Here is a 20,318-nt window from a genome sequence, read left to right as displayed (position 1 = left end):
GATATGACCGACGACACAACCGATCCCATCGTCATCTCCGGTATGGCGGTGGAGGCGCCCGGCGGCATCGACGACCTCGGATCGTTCTGGGATGCGCTGCGCGGTGGACACGAGCTGATCGGGGCGTTTCCCCGCAACCGGGACTGGGATATCGAGGAAGTACTGGCACTCGACCGCGTCGAGGGATGGGCGGGTGTCACAGACGCCGGTGGTTTTTTAGATGCTGCAACGGAATTCGATCCGCTTTTCTTCGGGATCAGCCCGCGTGAAGCGATCGCCATGGATCCGCAGCAGCGGGTGGCACTGCGGGTTGCCTGGCGTGCCCTCGAGCACACGGGCATCAATCCCGGTGCACTCGACGGCGCAGAAGTCGGCTGCTACATGGGGGTCTCGATCAGTGAGTACGGACCGCGCGCCGCGGCGGTCAACGAGTTCAGCGGGCACCGCATCGCCGGTACTGCCTTGGGAGCCGCGAGCGGTCGGATCTCACACAGCCTCGGGCTCGTCGGCCCCTCGGTCAGCGTCGACACCGCGTGTGCGTCGTCGCTGACCGCGCTGCACCTGGCCGCGGGCGCGGTCCGAGGTGACGAATGCGACTGGGCGATCGCCGGTGGTGTCTGCGTGATGGGTTCGCCTGCCGCCTTTTACGAGTTCTCGAAGAACAACGGTCTGGCCGCGGACGGGCACTGCCGTTCCTACGCCGCGAATGCCACCGGCACCCTGTGGGGTGAGGGCGCAGGCGTCGTCATCGTCGAGCGCGAATCCCGGGCCCGAGCCATGGGACACCGGGTCTACGGCAGGGTCGAGGCAACCCGCATCAACCACAACGGCAAGGGCATGCCGATCGTGGTGCCCAGCGCCTCCGCACAGGAGAAGCTGATCCGCAAGACGCTCGCGGCAGCTCAGATCGATCCCGCCGACGTGGGTCTGGTCGAAGGACACGGGACCGGGACCCCGCTCGGCGATCCGATGGAATTGACCGCGCTGCAGAACACCTATGGCGCCTCCGGAGCGACCGACGTGAAGCTCGGATCCGTGAAGTCGAACGCCGGGCACGCTCAAGCAGCATCTGGCATGTTGGGCCTGATCAAGGTGCTCCTGTGCGGCGACCACGGCCAGATCGCACCGAGTTTGTTCGCCGACGACCCGACCGACAAGATCGACTGGGACGCCTCGGCCCTGCGACTGGCCGATGGGCTGGATCACTGGACACCCACCAACGGAATGCGTTACGGCGCCATCTCGTCCTTCGGAGTGTCCGGTACCAATGCGCACGCGATCATCGGCATGCCCGTGCCGACCGATGCACGATTTCGCAGTCCGGCCGGCGAGGCGAAAGCCGAATCCAGTGAGCGTGAATCGGCCACTACCGAGGAGGTTTCACATGCCTAGGTACGAACTGCCCGACGGCCGTGCCCCGGTACTGGTGTCGGCTGACACAGCGGAGTTGTTGCGGGCAGAAGCTGCGGCGCTCGCCGCCTATCTGCACGGGCACCAGGACGTGCAGATCCATGACGTCGCGTCGATGCTCATGCGGACCAGGGTCATCCGGCGGCACCGTGCGCTGGTACTGGCCACCGATCACACGCAACTGACCGAGGCGCTGGAATCGCTGGCCGGTGGCGTGGACCACACCGACGTGATCGTGGGACGAGGTGCGGCCGCCAGGCGTACCACCGGATTCGTGTTCCCGGGCCAGGGCAGCCAACGACCGGGTATGGGCTCGTTGTTCTACGAACTCTCGCCGGTGTTCCGGCGATCGGTCGACACCAGCAACGCCCTCTTTCAGGACCTGTATGACATCTCACCCCGCGACTACCTGCTCGGCGCAGAATCCGACGAGCGCGAGGACATCCGAATCGTGCAGCCGGCGTTGCTGATGCAGATGGTTGCGCTCGCGCAGATGTGGCGATCGGTGGGGGTCGAACCGGCGAGCACGGTCGGGCACAGCCAGGGTGAGATCGCCGCAGCGTACATCTCGGGAGCGATGTCGCTGACCGACGCCATTCACGTCGTGACCAGCCGGGCGAACCTGGTGGTCGAGTTCTCGCCGACAGGCTATTCGATGGCCGTGGTCGCGATCGATCGCGATGAGTGTGAAGCGATGCTCGCGACCAACTCGGGTTGGGCTGAACTCTCGGTGGTGAACTCGCCGCACATCCTGTGCATCTCGGGTGACCGCGGCACGGTGATCGAGATGGTGGAGGCCCTCGCCGCGGAAGGAAAATTCGCCAAGGAGATCCGGGTCGACTATCCGGCACACACGTCGATCGTGGCCAAGTTCCGGACGAAGCTCGCGGAGGCGATCGGTGACAAGCTGGAGAACCAGACGTTCCTCGAGACGGACATCGGTTGCCTCGGCGGTACGCTCGGCAAGCCGGTCACGACCGATTACCTGCTCTCCGACTACTGGTTCTGGAACCTTCGTAACCCCGTCCGGTTCGACCTGGCTATCGGGGCGGCCGTCACCGCTGGTGCCGACACCTTCATCGAGGTCGCCGAGCACCCGACCCTGATGCTGGCCATCGGCGAGAACCTCAGCGTGGCCGCCCCCGACGCCACCATTCCGGTGATCGGGACCTCGCGCCGCAGCTCCGTCGACCTCGGCGAGTTCACGAAGAACCTCGCCACGGTCGCCGTCAACGACACCGGATACCGTTGGGAGGCACTGGCTGTCCCGGACGACGGGGCGATCCCTTTGCCACTGAGGGACTTTCCGGCCGTGCAGATGAAGGCAACGTCTCTGTGGGCGTCTCACCGGGCTCCCGGCGAAAAACGGCGTGGTCCGGTGGCGCCGCCCGCGGGTATCCGGGATGAGCCGCGCAGGATCGTAGAGACCTGGACGCGTCTGCAACGACGCAAACTCGGTCCGCCGCGCTCCTTCCTCGTCATCGATCACGCTGGTGAGCGCAGCGACCTCGCTGCCGGCCTCGTGGCGTCGGCGCCCGATCACGGTGCGACCGCCTTCGCATACGGCGCGAATGTCGCTGAGGGAACGTTCGATTCGGTGGTCGTCGTGCTACCGGAACTGGCCGGCATCGACCTTCCCGTCGCGGTCACCGAGTTGGCCAAGTTCTTCGGGAATACGCAGTGGCTGCCCGACGTCGCGACGGGCGCCGCAGAATGCTGGCTGGTCACGACGGGCGGAGAGTTCGTCCTGCCCGATGATGAGATCCCGCAATTGTTCGGAGGCGGGGTGGCCGCAGGATTCCGTTGCCTGTCTGCCGAGTTCCCGACCACGATGTTCCGCCACCTGGATCTGTCTGCAGAGGTGTCCGCGGAAACGGTCGTCGGTGCGCTCCACACGGCAGGTGAGTCGGACCTGGCGCTGCGCGGGGGCAAGATGTACGCCAAGCGTCTGGTCTACGCGGACCCGGATGCGGCCGCCGTCGAACCTGGTCAGGCAACCGAGGATCTGAGTCATGTCGTGATCGTCGGCGGCACCGGCAAACTGGGTCTCGAGTTCTGTGAGCACTACGCGCTGGCGGGCGCCGAGCGGATCACGCTGCTGAGCCGCACCGGTGCGAGCGTGGCGACCGAGCCGCGGCTGCGAGCGATCCGGGCACTCGCCGATACCGATATCGTCGTCGCCTCCTGCGACGTCGGCGAAGAGTCCTCGGTGCTCCAATTCGCGGCGGCACACGAAAACGTTCCGGCGTCGGTACTCGTTCATGCCGCCGTCAACTATGTCGACGCGGGCCTGCGTGACATCACGCCGGCGATGGTCATCGAGGCGGCCGCATCGAAGGTGCTCGGCATCGCCAACGTCCTGCGATCGTTCCCCCTCACTCCTGGTTGCCGGGTGCTGCTGTGTTCGTCGATCGCGGCCTCGCTGGGGGGTCGCGGTCAGATTTTGTACGCGGTCACCAATCGGCTCCTCGACATCCTTGCCCGCACGCTGCGGGTCCAGGGGATCGACGCCTACTCGTTGCAGTGGGGACTGTGGAGTGTGCAGGGGCCACTGGATCAGGCCGCCGTCGACCGTGTCGAGGGTGCCGGGGTCGTGCCGATGAGGCCGGCGGACGCACTTGCGGTCGCTTTCGACGGAACGCAGCGTGACTCGATCATCGCTGCGGCGGATTGGGCGGAGTTGCACGGGCTGGTGTCTGTGTTCGGGCATGGTTCGCTGATCGCGGGGCTCGTCGCGGCGCCACCGCTGACGCATCCTGACCCCGTGGCCGTCCCGGTCGTCGAGACCGCTCCGAGTAGTCCGGTCGTCGGGACCGCTCCGAGTGGCCCGGCCGTCGAGACGTCTGCGCTCTCGTTCTCCGAACTGGTCGTCGCCGAACTCAACCGGGTGATGGGCATCGACGGAGGCGACATCGACCCGTCGACGCCGCTGGTCGCACTGGGACTCGACTCGCTGCAAGCCCTCGACTTCCGAAAACGGGTGAAGGCGGAGCTGGACCGGGATCTTCCGATGGAGGCCATCCTCGGTGGCGCGTCACTCGACGAGGTCGTGGCACTGATGGACGAACAGTCCGGAAGCCGGGTCGGCTGACGGTGCTCAGGCACCCGTCGGTCTTGGTAAGGACAGGCTTACCATTTGAGCAAGCCCCGTGGTTGAATGAGCCGAACCGCAATTGCGAGACAGACATGAGTAGAAGGCAGATGCAGTGACCGGGAAACCAAGTTCAGGTGTCAACATGCCGACAGTGTTCGTCGCTGCCGGCGTGTCGGCGATCATCTCGGCACTGATCGTCTCGATCGGGGTGGTCGGAGTCCTCTTCGCCGTCGACTCCGACAACTCCGGCGCCACTGCTGCGCAGCCCACCGTGGTCAATCTCGGTGCCGCGGCCAACCCGCAGGGCACCGCACCGGTCGCAGGAAACGCACAGGCCACGACTCCGGCGCCCGCCCCCGCGGCGACAACCCAGGCTCCGGCGGCGGCTCCGGCTCCCGTCGTGGGCGGTGGTACGTCAGGTGGCGGCGGTTACGCGGCCCCGCAGTCGCAGGCGCCGGCGGTCACCCAGGCGCCGGCAGCGGAGACGCAGCAGCAGGTCGATGCACCCGCTGCGCTGTCGACCGACGAGTTGAACAGCAAGCTCAAGACCGTCCTGAACGGGTCCTCGGGCCAGAAGGCGGATGAACTCGAGGGCGGCGCCAAGGCTGCCACGGTCGGCGAAGGTATCGGCAACACCCTGCGCGCGTTCGAGCCTGTCGGACTCAAGTGGTGGATCGCGGGCCCCGTGAACGTCAGCGGCAACACCATGACCGCCAATCTGGTGCTTCGCTCACCCGGATTCAACGACGCGACAATGGGTCTGACCTGGGTCTGGAAAGACGGCAAGTGGAAGTTGTCGAACACCAGCGCCTGCGAGATCGCGGGCTACGCGCAGGTCCCCTGCTCCCTGTAACCGTCAGGGACGATGGATCTTCTTGTGGTGGCCCGACTCTGTCCACACCAGCTGAAAGACAAGTGAAGGCCGTCAGATGTCAGAAGATGTGATTGCGCGCCGAAAAGAACTGCTACGCCGCAGGTTGCGCGAGCGCGGACTGAGTGCGCAGACATCCTCGCCGCGACCGGTCCGAGTGCCGGGCGACCGCTCACCGTTGTCCCCCGGACAGCAGCGACTGTGGTTCGTCCAGAACCGTGATCCCGCCGACACCACCCTCAACGTCTGTGTGGCATACCGTCTCAAGGGTGCGCTGAACCCGGAGAAGCTGCGTTCGGCGGTGACCGCGGTCGTCGACCGTCACGAGATCTTGCGCACCTCGTACGGTGTCGACGATTCGGGTCATCCGTATCAGGTTGCCGCGCAGCACGTCGATGTGCCGTGGAGCGAACACGATCTGACCGAGCTCCCCGAGCAGGGCAGAGCCCGACGTCTCGAGGTGCTCGCCCGCAGAGAGTTCTCCCGAGCCTTCGATCTGAGCTCGGACACGCTTCTGCGAATCAGTCTGGTACGCACCGATCCCGATGTTTGGGCGTTCATCTTCGTGGTGCACCACATCTGTTGGGATGACGATTCCTGGGAACTGTTCTTCGGTGAGGTCAATGCCGCCTACAACGCAGGATCCGAGTCCGTGGCCCTGCAGGCACAGTTCGTGGACGTCGAGGTCCTCGGGAGGCGTCCGGGCGAGGTCGAAGACGCGACGGCCATCGAGTACTGGCGTGCGAAGTTGCGGCCACCGCCGGAGTGGCTCGAACTCCCGGCCGAGCATCCAGGCCCCACTGCCAAGACCGCCGGGCGTAGCAGATACGACATCCCACCCGAGGTGATCGACGCCGCCGCCCGCCAGGCGAAGGAGCAGTCGAGTACGCCGTTCGCAGTCCTGCTGGCGGCGTTCAGCGCCTTGATCAATCGCTACACCGGCAGCGACGACTTCCTCGTGGCAGTACCCGTTGTGGATCGCGCCGCCGCGGCGCAATCGCTGATCGGTTACTTCGGCAACAGCCTGCTGTTGCGGTCGACTGTGACGTCCGAGGGCACCTTCGCGGATCTGGTCGCCGCCACCCGGGACGAGGCGCTCGGAAGCTTCGCGCACCAGCACATCGGCGTCGATCGCGTGGTGCGGGAGGTCAACCCCGACCGTGTCAGCGGCGGCGACGGGCTCGAACAACTCGTGCGCCTGAGCTTCTCCACCCGAAAGAGTGCGGTCGGGTTCGCGCTCGACAACGTGCAGGCCGAACAGCTGGAACTGGCGAGTTCGGTGACCCAACTGCCTTTGGGGCTGACCGTTGTGCTCGGCGACGACGGCTCGTACGTGGAGGCCGAGTTCTTCGCCGACGTTCTCGACCGACGGATCGTCGAGAACATGCTCGCCGGCTACGTGAACCTGCTCCGCGAAGCCTTGGCCGAGCCGGGGCGGCGCCTCGGTGAGCTCGACATTCTCGGTGGTGAACGGGCCGACGTGATCGAACGATCATCGGGCGAGCAGATCCCTGCCGCTGCGACGACATTGCCCGCGATGTTCGAAGAACGGGTCGCCGCGCACCCAGACCATCCGGCGGTCACCGACGACCACGTCGAACTGACCTACCGGGACCTCAATATTCGCGCAAACCGCCTGGCGCACTGGTTGATCGATACCTGTGAGATCGGTCCCGAGGACATCGTGGCCCTCTCGGTCACCGCCTCGGTGGAGTTCGTGGTCGCGGCGACGGCCGTCCTCAAAGCAGGTGCGGCGTACCTGCCGATCGACCCGTCCTATCCGGGCGACCGCATCGACTTCATGATCGACGACGCGAAGCCGAAGCTGGTACTGGGCGCTCCTGAACTCGCAGCGGCAGAGAGCGCCGCACGTGACCTCTCGACTGCCGATCCCGTGGACGCGGACAGGGTGGCACCCCTGCTCCCGGAGGCGCTCGCGTACGTCATCTACACATCGGGTTCAACCGGCAAGCCCAAGGGCGTCTCGGTGCCGCACGCGGCCATCGCCGACCATCTGGCAGGTTTCCACGCCCAGTTCGGGATGACCGCGGACGACCGGCTGGTGCAGACGTCATCGGTGAGCTTCGACGCGTCGTTGTTCGAGGTCTTCTGCACCCTGACCCTTGGTGCGACCCTGGTCGTTCCGAAACCGGATGCGCTGCAAGATATTCCGTATATGGCAGATCTGCTGGTGCGTCAGCGGGTGACGGTGATGCATATGGTCCCATCGATGCTGAGCATGTTCCTGCTGCTGCCGGGTGTGAACGAATGGACCACGCTCCGGCAGATCCCGATCGGCGGCGAGGCGTTGCCCGGTGAGGTGGCGGACAAGTTCGCGACGGTGTTCGACGCGCAACTGCGAAACAACTACGGTCCGACCGAAGCCGTCGTGGCCGCAACACATTTCCCGGTCGACGGACCACAGGGTGTTCGGGTTGTCCCCATCGGCGTGCCCAATCGCAACGTGTCGGTGTACCTGCTCGACCGGACCCTGCAACTCGTCCCGACGGGCGTCGTCGGCGAGATCTACATCGGCGGCGACCAGCTCGCCCGCGGCTACCACGGACGTCCGGCACTGACCGCGGAACGGTTCGTCGCAGATCCTCTACGACCCGGTGGCAGGCTGTACCGGACGGGAGATCTGGCCCGGCGCAACATCGAGGGCGATCTGGAGTTCGTCGGCCGCGCGGACGAGCAGGTCAAGATTCGTGGATTCCGGATCGAACTCGGTGAGGTCGAAGCCGCGTTGTCCACCCATCCGGCAGTCGCCCGCGCGCTCGTGATCGTCACCGAGGATCCCAACGTGGGTCCTGCGCTGGCCGGTTATCTCGTCGGCGAACGCGGCACGCTGGTCGACATCGATTCCGTGCGCGAACACGCAACGGCAGTCCTGCCCGACTACATGGTGCCGAGTGCTTTCGCGGTGATCGACGAGGTCCCGCTGACCGCGCACGGCAAACTGGACAGGGACGCGCTCCCGGACCCGGCCGATGCGGCGCCCCGCCTCTACCGCGCGCCGGCCACGAACACCGAGATTCGCGTGGCGGCGTTGTTCACCCAGCTGTTCGGCCGAATTTCCATCGGTGCCGACGATTCGTTCTTCGAACTCGGTGGGCACTCGCTGCTCGCCGCCCGCCTGGTGACGCAGATCCGGACAGAGTTCGGGGTGGACATCGACGTTCGCGCGCCCTTCGAGACCCCGACAGTCGCCGGGCTGGCCTCGTGGCTCGTCGCCCAGGTGCTCGAGGAGTTCGGCATCGACCTCGATGCGACCGATGACGACTTCGAATCAACCGGTGACGGGGCGGCGCTGCAGCGGCCACCGCTGATCAGGCGAGATCGTCCCGAACGTGTCCCGCTGTCGTATTCGCAGCTCGCCATGTGGTTCGCGCGGCGTTTCGAGGGTGCAAGTGCCGTCGGGAACATCCCCATGGCGGTGCGAATCGACGGCCCCGTGGACACCGCCGCACTCACCGACGCCCTGGGTGATGTGGTGGCGCGCCACGAGGCGCTGCGCACCACATTCCCCGAATACGAGGGCATCCCATATCAATCGGTGGGGCCTGTCATGCCGGTGCCGCTGCCGACGACGGTGATCGGCGGCGGCACCGTCGCCGAATCAGAGGCATTGCTGACCGCGCACCTGGAGGCGATCGCGCAGTACAACTTCGCGGTCGAGTCCGAGCCACTGCTGCGTGCACACCTCTTCGCGCTCGGCGACGACGCCCACGTGCTGTCGATCTTGGTGCACCACATGGTCATCGACCACTGGTCGTTCGGTGTGCTGCTGGCAGATCTCGGCAAGGCCTACCGGCACCGCCTGGCGCATCGGGAAGCCCCGAACTGGGAGCCGCACCCGATCGAGTACGCCGATTACGCTCTGTGGCAGCGCGATCTGTTTGACGGAGACGAAGCGCAGCGGAGCTCGACCATTGCATCCGATGGAGCGTCGGTCGAGGTGGGCGCCGGCCAGATCGACTATTGGCGCACGACGCTGGCGGGCGTACCCGACGAGATCACCGTGGCAGCAGACCACCCACGCCCGCCAGTTCTGGGCAAAGAGGGTGAAGTGGTGTCGTTCTCTGTGCCGGCGGAACTGCGTACCCGCCTGCGGGACGTGGCCGACACGATCGGTGTCAGCGAGTTCATGATGCTGCAATCTGCGGTCGCGATCCTGCTGCACAAGCTCGGCGGCGGCGACGACATCGCGATCGGTACGCCCATCGCCGGCCGCACCGACGAGGTGACAGCCGATCTCGTGGGTCTGTTCGCGAACATGGTCGTGTTGCGTAACAGACTCGGGGGTGAGCTCTCGCTGCGTGAGGTCTTGTTGCGGGGACGAGACGTCGCATTGGGTGCCTACAGCAACCAGGATGTACCCATCGAGCGCCTGGTCGAGGCACTCAACCCACGTCGTTCTCGCTCCCGCAATCCGCTGTTCCAGGTCATGATGCACTTCCGGGATGAGTACGGGGCCCCGGACAACCAGGCTTTGACCGAATCCGGCGACACGACGCTCTCGCTGCTGCCGGTGGAGTTCGAGACCTCATTCCTGGACCTGAACATCATCTTCGCCTCGCGCCCGGATGGTGGGCTCGGCGCCCGGCTGGTCGCCGCCGGCGGCCTGTACACGCGCACAGGTGCGGAACTGATCGCCGACCGGTTGGTACGGGTGCTGGCCGCGCTTGCCGACAACGTCGATCAGCAGGTCCGGCGTCTGGACGTGCAGAGTCCGGGCGAACGCGAGCGGGTGCTCGGGAGCTTCGGCCGCGGCGCCGAACTGGACCCCGGGGCTTTCGCTGCGCGACTGAGCGCAGCGGGACGACACAACCTCGATCACGTTGCGGTGGTGCGTGGCTCGCAGTCGTTGACCTATGGGGCGCTGCGATCGGGTGACGTCGCCGGATTCGAAGACGTCCGCGAAATGTTCGCGAGGGCGGGCGGCGGAGACGGACCCGACGCCGCCGATGGTCCGGCAGCGGTCGACGAACCCGTGGGGGTGCGGTTGATCGCCACGCCGTCGACGTCGCCTGCGGGCACCGCGGAACTACTGGCCGGACTTGCCGCGTCGGCGACAGTGGTTGTGGCCACCGATGCGGAGCGACAAGATCCGGCCGCGCTCGCCCGGCTGATCTCCCGACATGCGGTCGAGCGGGTGGTTGCCGAGCCGAATGTGCTTGCGCTCATGGCTCATTCCGGCACCTCCATGATGCCTTCGGTGCGAAGCTGGGTTGCGTCATCGCCGGGTGGTCCGGCATCCCTGGCAGAGGTGCTCGGGGCGCTGTCGGAGGGATCGACGAGTCAGTACCTCTACGCACCTGCAGATTTCGGGTCTGTCGCCGCGGTGGGGGAGTTGCATGGGAAGCGTCCGGGGCGTCCGGCGCCGGGAGCCTCGGTGTTGGTCCTCGACCAATCATTGGCGCCGACGCCGGTTGGTGTGTTCGGTGATGTGTACCTGTCAGGTGCACAGACCGCTGTCGGTGAGTGGGTGGCGGATCCGTATTCACCCGGCTCCCGGTTGTTGCGCACCGGAGATCGCGCCAAGTGGGATCACGACGGCGGCCTGATCTTCGAGACCGGTGACGCAGACGTGGCAGTGGCCGGAATCGGGGGCGGCGGCCAGGCCCCGCAGACAGGGACGGAGAAAGCGATCGCCGATCTACTGGCCGAACTCCTCGAGATCGACGACGTGGGCCGTGACGACAATTTCTTCGCGCTCGGCGGCGACAGCGTGATCTCGATCCAGATGGCCGGGCGTGCGGCGGCGGACGGCCTTCCTCTGACCCCGCAGATGATCTTCGACCACCATTCGATCGCAGATCTCGCGGCCGCCATAGACGAAGCCCTCGCGAATCCGGTGGTCGACGCGGAGGCCACCGCCGAACAAGCGACGGTGAGCCATGCGCCGATGAGCGCGTCCGGGCTCACCGATGACGCCCTGGCCGCGTTGACGGCCAACTGGAAACCCGGATCGTGACCGGCGGCGTGGTCGATCGGTCGACACCGCCCGCGATCGAGGATGTGCTCGCGCTCAGCCCCTTGCAGGAGGGGTTGTTCTCGCTGTCGAAGATCGCCGGTGACGACCTGGACCTGTACTCCATGCAGTTCATCGTGGAGATCGGCGGCCCGGTGGACGTGGCGTTGCTGCGCCGCAGCGTCGAGGTCATCTTCGAGCGGCATCCGAACCTGCGGGTGTCGTTCTACGACCGCGACATCCCCACTCCCGTTCAGATCGTGCCGAGCTGGGTGGACGTCCCTTGGTCAGAGCGCGTCGCCGACCCCGCCGAGTTCGATGCGATCGCAGAGTCCGAGCGGCGTAAGAACTTCGACCTGGCGTCGGGCCCCGCTCTGCGGGTCGTGCTCGTCGAGTTCCCGAACGTTCGACGGCGGTTGCTGATCACGGCGCATCACATCTTGATGGATGGCTGGGCTGTCGCGATCTTCTTCCAAGAATTGCTCGCGGTGTACGAGGCGGGCGGGGAGTCGGCCTCGTTGCCGGTACCGCGACCGTACCGCGATTACATCGGTTGGCTCGCCGCGCAGGATTCGTCGGCGGCGACGGATGCGTGGGCGACCTACCTTGCCGGGTTGAGCGCTCCGCTGATGCTGGCCGAGGGTGCTGTGACCCCGGCGGATGCTGTACCGAGACGTACTCGACTGCAGCTTGATTCGGCCGACACGGCCCGATTGACCACCTGGGCGCGTGCCAACGGGATCACTGTCAACACCGCGGTGCAGTTCGCGTGGGCGGTGGTACTCGGCCGTCTCGCCGATCGGCGCGATGTGGTGTTCGGGACCACGATCTCGGGACGGCCGGATTCGTTGCCCGGTGCCGAGACGATGATCGGGTTGTTCATCAACACGGTGCCGTCGGTCGTCGACATCGACCCGGCCGAGACTGTCCTCGGTCTGTGCAAAGCGCTGCAACGCGAGTCGGCGACGATGCGTGAGCTCGGCTTCCTCAGTCTGTCCGCCGTGCAGCGGGCAGGCCGGCAGGGGAGCTTGTTCGACACCCTTTTCGTGTTCGAGAACGCCCCGATCGGTGCGGTGACCGAACCCATCAGCACCGGCGACGGCGCCCGATTCCTGCCGGTGGCGATGGAGAGTCTCGCCCACTATCCACTCACCATCGCCGCGTATCTTCTCGGGAGCAACCTCGTGGTGATGACCGAGGCCATCGACGACGCTCTGCCCCACCTACCGCCTGCCGAGATCGCCGAGCGAATCCTGCTGGTGCTTCGGCAATTACCCGATGGAGCGGACTCAGGCCCGGATCGCCTCGAGGTCCGACTGCCGGATGAGGTCCTCGCCCTGGAACCGTCGGCAACGCTGCAGGGTGCGGTACCCGACGGCACCATCGCGGACATCTTCGCCCGGCAGGTGGCCGCGACCCCCGATGCGCCTGCCTTGACCAGCACGCACCGCGACTACACCTATGCGGAACTGCACGACGACGCGATGCGTCTGGCCAATGAGTTGGTCGTCCGCGGCGTGGGCCCTGAGTCCGTGGTGGCGGTGGCCCTCGACAGATCTGCCGAGTCGATCGTGGCCATCTTCGCGGCACTGTCCGCCGGTGCCGCCTATGTCCCGATCGACCTGTCACTCCCGGCGGCCAGGATCAGTTCGATTCTGCGGCAATCGGACCCTCGAGTCGTCGTCTGCACCGGCGCCCACATCGAACTGCTCGACCTGTCCGGTGCGGACCGCGCGCGTTACCTCATCCTCGATGACCCGGCGACGTCTGCGGCACTCGGCGTGCAGTCGACCTCACGTCCGAAGATCTGTGCCACACCGGATCTTGCCGCGTATCTCATCTTCACGTCCGGCTCGACCGGCGAGCCCAAGGGTGTCATCGGTACGAACGGCGCGGTCGCCAGCTATTTCGCGGATCATCGCGACCACGTGTATGCCCCGGCCACAGCCCGATTGGGCCGCAAGCTCCGTATCGCGCACGCCTGGTCGCTGAGTTTCGACGCGTCGTGGCAGCCGATGATCGGACTTCTCGATGGGCACAGCGTGCACCTGTTCGACGCAGCGCAGATGCGGGATGCGCAACAACTGGTCTCCGGGCTCATCGACCACCGGATCGACATGATCGACACCTCGCCGTCGATGTTCGGGCAACTGGCCGCGGCGGGCATTGTCGGTGGGCCGGAGGCGGAGCCCGACCATCAGCCGGAGGCGCAGCCCGACCATCAGCCGGAGGCGGAGCTCGACCATCAGCCGGAGGCGGAGCTCGATCGAAGTGGCGGGCGGTTGTCGGTGTTGGCACTCGGTGGAGAAGCGATCAGTCAGGCTCTGTGGCAACAATTGCGGGCCCTGGAAGGTCTCGACGTCTACAACTGCTACGGCCCGACCGAGACCACCGTCGAGGCAGTTGTCGCCCCGGTCGCCTCGTCTGTTGTCCCGACGGTCGGCACCCCGGCTGATCGGATGACCGCCCACGTCCTCGATTCCCGGTTGCGCCCGGTGCCCCGGGGTGTCGTCGGCGAGCTGTACCTCGCCGGAGCGCAGGTCACCAGAGGCTATGTGGGACAACCGGGAGTGACCGCGGGTTGCTTCGTCGCCGATCCATACGCGCGCGGCGGCCGAATGTATCGGACAGGCGATCTGGTCCGACGGCTCCCGGATGGCAACCTCACGTTCCTCGGGCGTGCCGACAGCCAGGTCAAGATCCGCGGGTTCAGGATCGAGATCGGCGAGATCGAAACGGCCATGCGGCAACTGCCCGGTGTCGACACTGCTGCCGTGGTGGTCTTGCGACGCCCGACGGGTGCGACCCTGGTCGGATTCGTGGTCGGTGTGGAGATACCTGCCGCACAGGCACGTGAGGCGCTGGCCGAGAAACTGCCGACGCATATGCTGCCCGCCCGGGTGCTGACAGTGCCCGCGCTACCCATGACGTCGAACGGCAAGCTGGACGAGACAGCGCTGACCGTGCTCGCACGAGAGGCTCTCGCCGGTTCATCGGGGCCCGACGCAGAGCCGACCACAGAGACAGAACGCCTGCTGTGCAGGGTGTTCGGTGAGCTCGTGGATGGCCCGGTTCCCGGTGTCGACGAAGACTTCTTCGACCTGGGGATGGACAGCATCGTGGCGATGTCGCTGGTCAATGCCCTTCGCCGAGAAGATGTTCAGGTCAGCCCGCGACTCGTGCTTGCCAATCCGTCGGTGCGTACCCTGGCTGCCGCGATCGATAGTGGTGAGCTGGTCGGCCCTGACGACGAAGGCGAGCAGGGTGGGCCGGGCGAGGTGGTCGCGCTGCCGGTGGTCCGCTGGATGTACGACTTCGGGCGGTTCCGGCGTTTCACACAGACCACCCTCATCGCCCTTCCTCGAGGGTTGTCCGCATCCGAACTCGAAGCAACGCTGCAGGCGATGCTCGATGCCCACGACATGTTGCGGTCGCAGTTGAACGACACCGGGAGTGGGTATGAGCTGGTCACCAGAAGCGTCGGGTCGGTGCGTGCGTCCGACATCGTGACCACGGCGTTCGTGGGCGACGATCTGTCCGCCGGTGTGGAGCGTGAAGCGCCTGCTGCGATGGACCGTATCGATCCGGCGACCGGCAACATGGTGGCCGCAGTGCGGGTGGTCGCGGATGCCGGCGACGAAGGTGATGTCCTGCTGCTCGCGGTACACCACCTCGCCACCGATGCGGTGTCATGGCATGTGCTGTTCGGAGATCTCGCCGAGTGTGGTCGGCAGGTCGCCTCGGGCATCACTCCAACCCTGGGGACGGAATACACGTCGTACCGGCGTTTCTCTCATCTGCTGGCCGAGCGAAGTGGCACAGCGGAAGTACTCGGACAACGTCCGTACTGGGCAGCACAGGTGAGCGGACAGGATCCGACAATCGGTACCCGACCGGTCGATCCGAACAGTGACACATGGGCGTCGTTGCGCACCACCGCTGCCCACACGTCCGTCGACGACACCGTGTCGATTCTCGGGAAACTCGGCGGACCGGTCGGTATGAGGGAGTTCCTGCTCACCGCACTCACACTGACGATCAACACCTGGCGCACCGTCAACGGCCAGGACAAGTCGACCGGCGCACTCATCGCCCTGGAGGGCCATGGTCGCGAGGACGGCACGGTCGGTGCGGGGGTTGACACGTCCCAGACCGTCGGTTGGTTCACCAGTGTGTTCCCGGTCCGCCTCGGTGCGGGTGCCGATGCCGTGGACCTCGACACCGCGGGCGAACGTCCGGAAACAGTTCGTGCACTGGTTGCTTCGGTGGCCGAGCACATCGGCGGCATCCCCAATCGGGGACTCGACTACGGTCTGTTGCGGCACTTCGAGCGGGTGCCCGAGCTGGTTGCATCCACCGATCCGCAGGTGGAGTTCAACTATCTGGGCCGGTTCGACCTCACCACCACCGGGGCATCCGACACACCCGAGCCGTGGTCACCGATCACCGATCTCGACCTCAACGGCCGGCTTCCGACGGCGCCGGAGCCCGATCTACCGCTGCGCTATGCCCTCGATGTGGTGTCGGTGGTGCGCGGCACACCCGAAGGGCCGCAACTGGTCACGAGCTGGCGGTGGAGCAAAGAGGTGATGGACTCCGCGGACGCGGACCGGTTGGCGCAAATCTGGCAGCAGGCCGTCGCAGTCGTCGCCTCCGCGCTGTAACCCCCGTCGCGGGCCATACAGGGCCCCTGACCCGAAGTCGGAGGATCTGGTTTTCCCTCCGGCTTTGGCGAGGTCCTCCGTCTGCAGCGGGAGGATCTGCACGAAGTCGGAGGATCTGATACTTCCTCCGGCTTTGGCGATTTCCTCCGACTGCTACGGGAGGATGTGTATGGAGTCGGAGGAGATGTCACTTCCTCCGACTTCGGGATCGGTCATACTCAACCCATGGTGTACGGCGTCCTGGCAGCACTTTTCGCGTGTATCGCATACGGCACGTCGTCGGTTCTGCAGGCCTACGGTGCCCGCAAGTCCAAGGACGACGCACTGTCGCGCGGCGAGACCGCAGGTCTGCACACCGCGACGGGTGGACCGACGATGCGCTCGACGATGGCTGCGGTCCTCACCACGGCCTTCATCGCCGGCACCTGCCTCGACGTCGTCGGGTTCGCGGGCAATGCCGTGGGCTCGCGCCTGGCGCCGTTGTTCTTGTCGCAGACCATCGTCAGTGCGTACCTGGTGGTCACGGCGATCCTCGGGATCTTCGTCCTCGGTATCAAGTTGCTGCCACGCGACTGGATCGCCATCGGTGCGGTGGTCGCAGCCCTGTGCGCGATCGGACTGTCGGCGGATCAGGACGGCCATGGCCACGACGGCACCTGGTTCCACTGGGGTGTGCTCATCGCAGCGGTCGTGTTGTTCTCGGTCTCGTCGGCGCTCGTCCGGTGGCTCGGATCCCGCGCCGCCATCGCCGCGGGACTGTGTGCCGGAGCGATGTTCGGTGTGGTCGCGGTATCGGTGCGGATCCTGCACGGAATCTCGGACTTCGACCTCGTAGAGATCATCAGCGACCCGGCGGCCTACGCGATCGCACTGGCCGGGGTCGGAGGCTACTACCTCAACACCGTCGCCCTGCAACTCGGTTCGGTGAACTCGGCAACTGCCGCGGTCGTGGTCGGTGAGACCGTCATCCCGTCGGTCATCGGTATCATCTGGCTCGGCGACGACGCACTACCGGGCCGGACCTGGCTGGCGGTGCTCGGTTTCGTCGTCGCGGTGGCCGGTGCGATGGTCATCGCGTGGTCGGGGGCCGCGCAGGCGGCCAACGAGGCCGAAGCGGGTGCGGACGCAAAGACCTGAGATGTCGTCGAGCGGCGGTCAGAGTTTTGGGGTACCGAGTACGAGACTGCCCAGTGCGCACTCGGTGAGCTCATCGACGCCGGCCAACTCGGCGAAAGCGGCAGTGTCGCAGTAGCCTTGGGCCACCGTGCCGAGTCCCATGTCGGTGGCGACCAGCGACATCGTCTGGGTGAGCACTCCCACGTGTTTGAGCATCACGGCATACGGGATCTGCTCGTAGGTCCACATGATCCGCCCGACGCGGGCCGCGAAGACGAAGAAGATCTGCGGCAGCTGTCCGCCGGAGAGGGTGAGCGATGACGGGGTCAGCAGACGGTCGATCGCGGGGTTGTCGATGTCGGTGACCGGGCGCAGGACGTGGTCGAACGAGTCGTAGTGGTACATGCCGGCAGAAAGTCCCTGGCATTGGCGGACAACGGCATACACCTCGAGTTCGTACAATCCGCCGCCGGATGGATAAGGGCGGGAACCGAACTCCTCGTCGCCGATCACCCGCAACGTCCGGTTTCGGTGGGTCCGGTAGAGGAACTCGCCGAGCTGGTCGAGGGTCGGGGCCGAGGTGGTGTCGAAGTCGCGGCACGATGTGCGGTCCTCGATGGCGCTGGTGAGGGCATCGCCGGTGACGCGCAGTTCGTCGAGGTCGGCCTGCTCGAGTGCGACGGCCGGCCCCGGATACTCGGCTTTGCGCGCCGGTAGGGGTGGATACGATCCCGCTGCCCACTTGGTCGGACCGAACCGACCCCAGTCCTTGGCGCGGACACCGAAAGTGCTCTTGCGGTGAAACCACAACTCGTGGGCGCCCCAGCTGCGCGTGGTGAACTCGGAATCCTCTGTGCCGGGCTGCGCGATGAAACCCGCCCACTTCAGGTCCCGGGCCAGCTCGGCCGACACCTGAGGTGTCAGTGCGGCGCCGCCCGGCAGGCCGGTGAGGACCGCCAACACCCCTGCGTCGTGGATTTCGATGTCGCACCACGACAACGGGTGTTCGGCCACACACCTGCCCTCGACTCGATGGATCACCGCGAACTTCGAGAGTTCGCCCAGCGCGGCGTCGTGCGGCGTTGCCGGAGGCCTGGGTGGGGGAGTGTCGAAGGGACGCAACGTGTACAGATCGCTGCCTGCTGAACGCATCGTGACCGTCAGAAAGCCCTGGCCCACCAGGTCGTTCAGGATCCCGGTCACTGCGGGATCGGCTCCACCTCCGGGTAGGTCGTCCAGGGTGACCTGGCCCCGGCCCAGAGCTTTGAGCGTCTGTATCTGGGCCGGCGTCAGGCCGGTCAGTCGCTGCTTGGCAGGTAGCAGCACCGCGACGCCGCCGGGCGCGGTCATCGCGGATGCTCCGGAGCGGAAGGCGTACGCGAACTCGCGGCCGGCCACCGCTGGAGCGGTCATTTCGCGGCGTTCTCGAATGCGGGGGTCATCTTCTCCAACACGAACGGAAGTGACAGCGGGGACGGCTGATTGATGGCACTGACCTCCGCGACACTGAGTTCGGCGACAGCGTCCTTCTTCACCGAGGTGAGCGCCGAGTAGCCGGGCAACGTCTTCATCTTCTCGTTGAGGGCCGCAGAGTTGGCTGCGAGGATCATCATGTCCGACTGCAGCTCTGGCACGTTCTCGGTGGAGATGGGGAACCGGGGCTGTCCGTCGCGCTGGAAGATCTTCTGCAGTTCGGGTGCCATGGTCATGCCCATCGAGGTGAACACCTCGGCCGCACCGTCAGCAGGGTCACCGAACACCTGGATCTGATCGTTCGTGAGGATCCAGGCCAGCGCGAAGCTCTTGCCCTGCAGTCCCGGGTTGGCTTCCTTGATGCCGTCGATCTTGCTGTTGACGCCGTTGATGATCTCTTGCGCCTTCTCGGGTTCGCGGAGCACCGTGCCCATGAAGACGACCATCTCCTCCCATGGGTCCACCTGCTTGCCGGTGATGGAGGGGATGGTGGGCGCCAGTTTGCTCAGCTTCGCGAACGTCTCTGTCTGGTCGCCGAAGTCGGTGGACACGATGAGGTCCGGATCGACGGCCGCGACCTGGCTTGCGACGTCCCGCGAGGGATCGATCGCCTGGGAGGACTCGAGCCGGTCTCCCACCCAGGGAGTCGGCGCCTTGGTCAGCAATTCGACGTTGTCGAGATACGCCACCGGGGTGACGCCGAAAGCCAGGGCCACATCGGTCCACTGCGTTCCGATGGTGACGATGTTCTTGGGAACGCCGTTGATCGTGACCTGGCCCATCGGGGTGTTCACTTGGATGGGCGCCCCGTTGTCCTCGTCTTCCTCGGGGGAACTGCAGGCGACGAGCACCATGGTCAGCGCCGCGAGAAGTGCGAGCAGTACGGTCGGGCGGTTCGAACGGGCTCGCATGAATCCAACTCTCTTCGTCATTTCCAGTAGGCCTGGGACTTGACCGATGTCTTGGGGAGTTTGCTCTTGAGCGACTTCGTGATGTCTCTGGTGGTGTGGAACTCGCACGCCACCCAACCGAAGGCTCCTGGGGCAAGTGATAGTTGCGCGGCGGTGTCGCGGAGGACCTGGCCCTTTGTGCCACGCTCGACCCACTGCACGGTGGTCGCGGGCGTCGCTTTCAAGGGGAGATTCTTGTCCGACTCGTGCTGCCACTCGAGCCACACCCTGGCCGGGACGTCTCCGATGGCATCGAGCAGGGAGTTGATCGCGGGAACGGCCGCCGGATCGCCGAAGATCACGTATTCCGAGGGCGCAGGGTCGGGGATCGCGAACTTGGAACCCATGACGGTGGCGCCGATCTTCTCGCCGACCTCGGCGGCCACGGCCCAGTTCGCGGCCGGTCCGTCGTGGAGGGCGAACTCGATGTCGAAGGTATCCGCGGCCTCATCGGGGTCGACCAGGGTGTATCCGCGTTGCTGATGCTTGTCACCGTTCGGTATCCACAACCGGATCCACTGGGTCGGATGGCGGTCGTGATGACCGAGCAGGCCGCCTGCGGTGAAGCTGATCCGGAGATAACTGTCGGTGACCTGCTCTTTGGCGGTCACCGTCAGCTCGTAGTCGTCTGCGCCGAGTGCTTTGAGCACCAGCCCCTGTAATCCCCTGCTCATGATGGTGAGCTTAGCCTAAGCTGTCGGGCGCGAGCATCCTCGGAAAGGGTTGACTCCGGGCCACTCACCCGACGTGGTCTGACGTGCTCTAA

8 protein-coding genes and 1 pseudogene are annotated in these 20,318 nt (G+C 65.9%); 6 read left to right on the top strand and 3 right to left on the bottom strand.

Going from position 1 to position 20,318, the window contains the following annotated elements:
• Window positions 1–3 precede the first annotated feature (3 nt).
• From DFR67_RS12765 to DFR67_RS12735, 6 genes and pseudogenes are all read left to right on the top strand, one after another.
• Window positions 4–1,293: pseudogene (locus tag DFR67_RS12765) on the top strand (beta-ketoacyl [acyl carrier protein] synthase domain-containing protein); the annotation flags it as partial.
• A gap of 91 nt (window positions 1,294–1,384) precedes the next feature.
• Complete coding sequence (gene nbtC / locus DFR67_RS12760) at window positions 1,385–4,501, top strand: nocobactin polyketide synthase NbtC (RefSeq protein ID WP_110469930.1); 3,117 nt, start codon at window positions 1,385–1,387, stop codon at window positions 4,499–4,501.
• 145 nt (window positions 4,502–4,646) lie between these two features.
• Window positions 4,647–5,357 (top strand): MTB12 C-terminal domain-containing protein, encoded by a 711-nt coding sequence (locus DFR67_RS12755; RefSeq protein ID WP_110469929.1) that lies wholly within the window; start codon window positions 4,647–4,649, stop codon window positions 5,355–5,357.
• A gap of 76 nt (window positions 5,358–5,433) precedes the next feature.
• Complete coding sequence (locus DFR67_RS12750) at window positions 5,434–11,352, top strand: non-ribosomal peptide synthetase (RefSeq protein ID WP_245937915.1); 5,919 nt, start codon at window positions 5,434–5,436, stop codon at window positions 11,350–11,352.
• Between the two features lie 8 nt (window positions 11,353–11,360).
• Window positions 11,361–16,013 carry a condensation domain-containing protein gene (locus DFR67_RS12740; protein WP_110470102.1) on the top strand — a complete coding sequence of 1,551 codons (4,653 nt, stop codon included), beginning with the start codon at window positions 11,361–11,363 and terminating at the stop codon, window positions 16,011–16,013.
• 225 nt (window positions 16,014–16,238) lie between these two features.
• Window positions 16,239–17,150: a DMT family protein gene (locus DFR67_RS12735; protein ID WP_110469928.1), complete on the top strand. Its 912-nt coding sequence runs from the start codon at window positions 16,239–16,241 to the stop codon at window positions 17,148–17,150.
• Window positions 17,151–17,168: 18 nt separating this feature from the next.
• On the opposite strand, the gene DFR67_RS12730 is transcribed toward DFR67_RS12735, so the two are convergent.
• Genes DFR67_RS12730 through DFR67_RS12720 form a run of 3 tightly spaced genes read right to left on the bottom strand, consistent with a single transcriptional unit; the run spans window position 17,169 to window position 20,226 of the window.
• The gene (locus DFR67_RS12730; RefSeq protein WP_211325042.1) at window positions 17,169–18,542 is read right to left on the bottom strand and encodes a SagB family peptide dehydrogenase; all 1,374 of its coding nucleotides are present in this window, start codon (window positions 18,540–18,542) and stop codon (window positions 17,169–17,171) included.
• Window positions 18,539–19,513, bottom strand: a complete 975-nt coding sequence (locus DFR67_RS12725) for an ABC transporter substrate-binding protein (RefSeq protein ID WP_110470100.1) — start codon at window positions 19,511–19,513, stop codon at window positions 18,539–18,541. Before DFR67_RS12725 ends, DFR67_RS12730 begins: the two co-directional genes overlap by 4 nt.
• A 17-nt stretch (window positions 19,514–19,530) precedes the next feature.
• Window positions 19,531–20,226 carry a siderophore-interacting protein gene (locus DFR67_RS12720; protein WP_110469927.1) on the bottom strand — a complete coding sequence of 232 codons (696 nt, stop codon included), beginning with the start codon at window positions 20,224–20,226 and terminating at the stop codon, window positions 19,531–19,533.
• Window positions 20,227–20,318 lie beyond the last annotated feature (92 nt).

Origin of the sequence: Williamsia limnetica (assembly GCF_003217475.1) — a bacterium.
GTDB lineage: Bacteria > Actinomycetota > Actinomycetes > Mycobacteriales > Mycobacteriaceae > Williamsia > Williamsia limnetica.
This window is presented reverse-complemented; position numbering and strand designations above follow the sequence as displayed.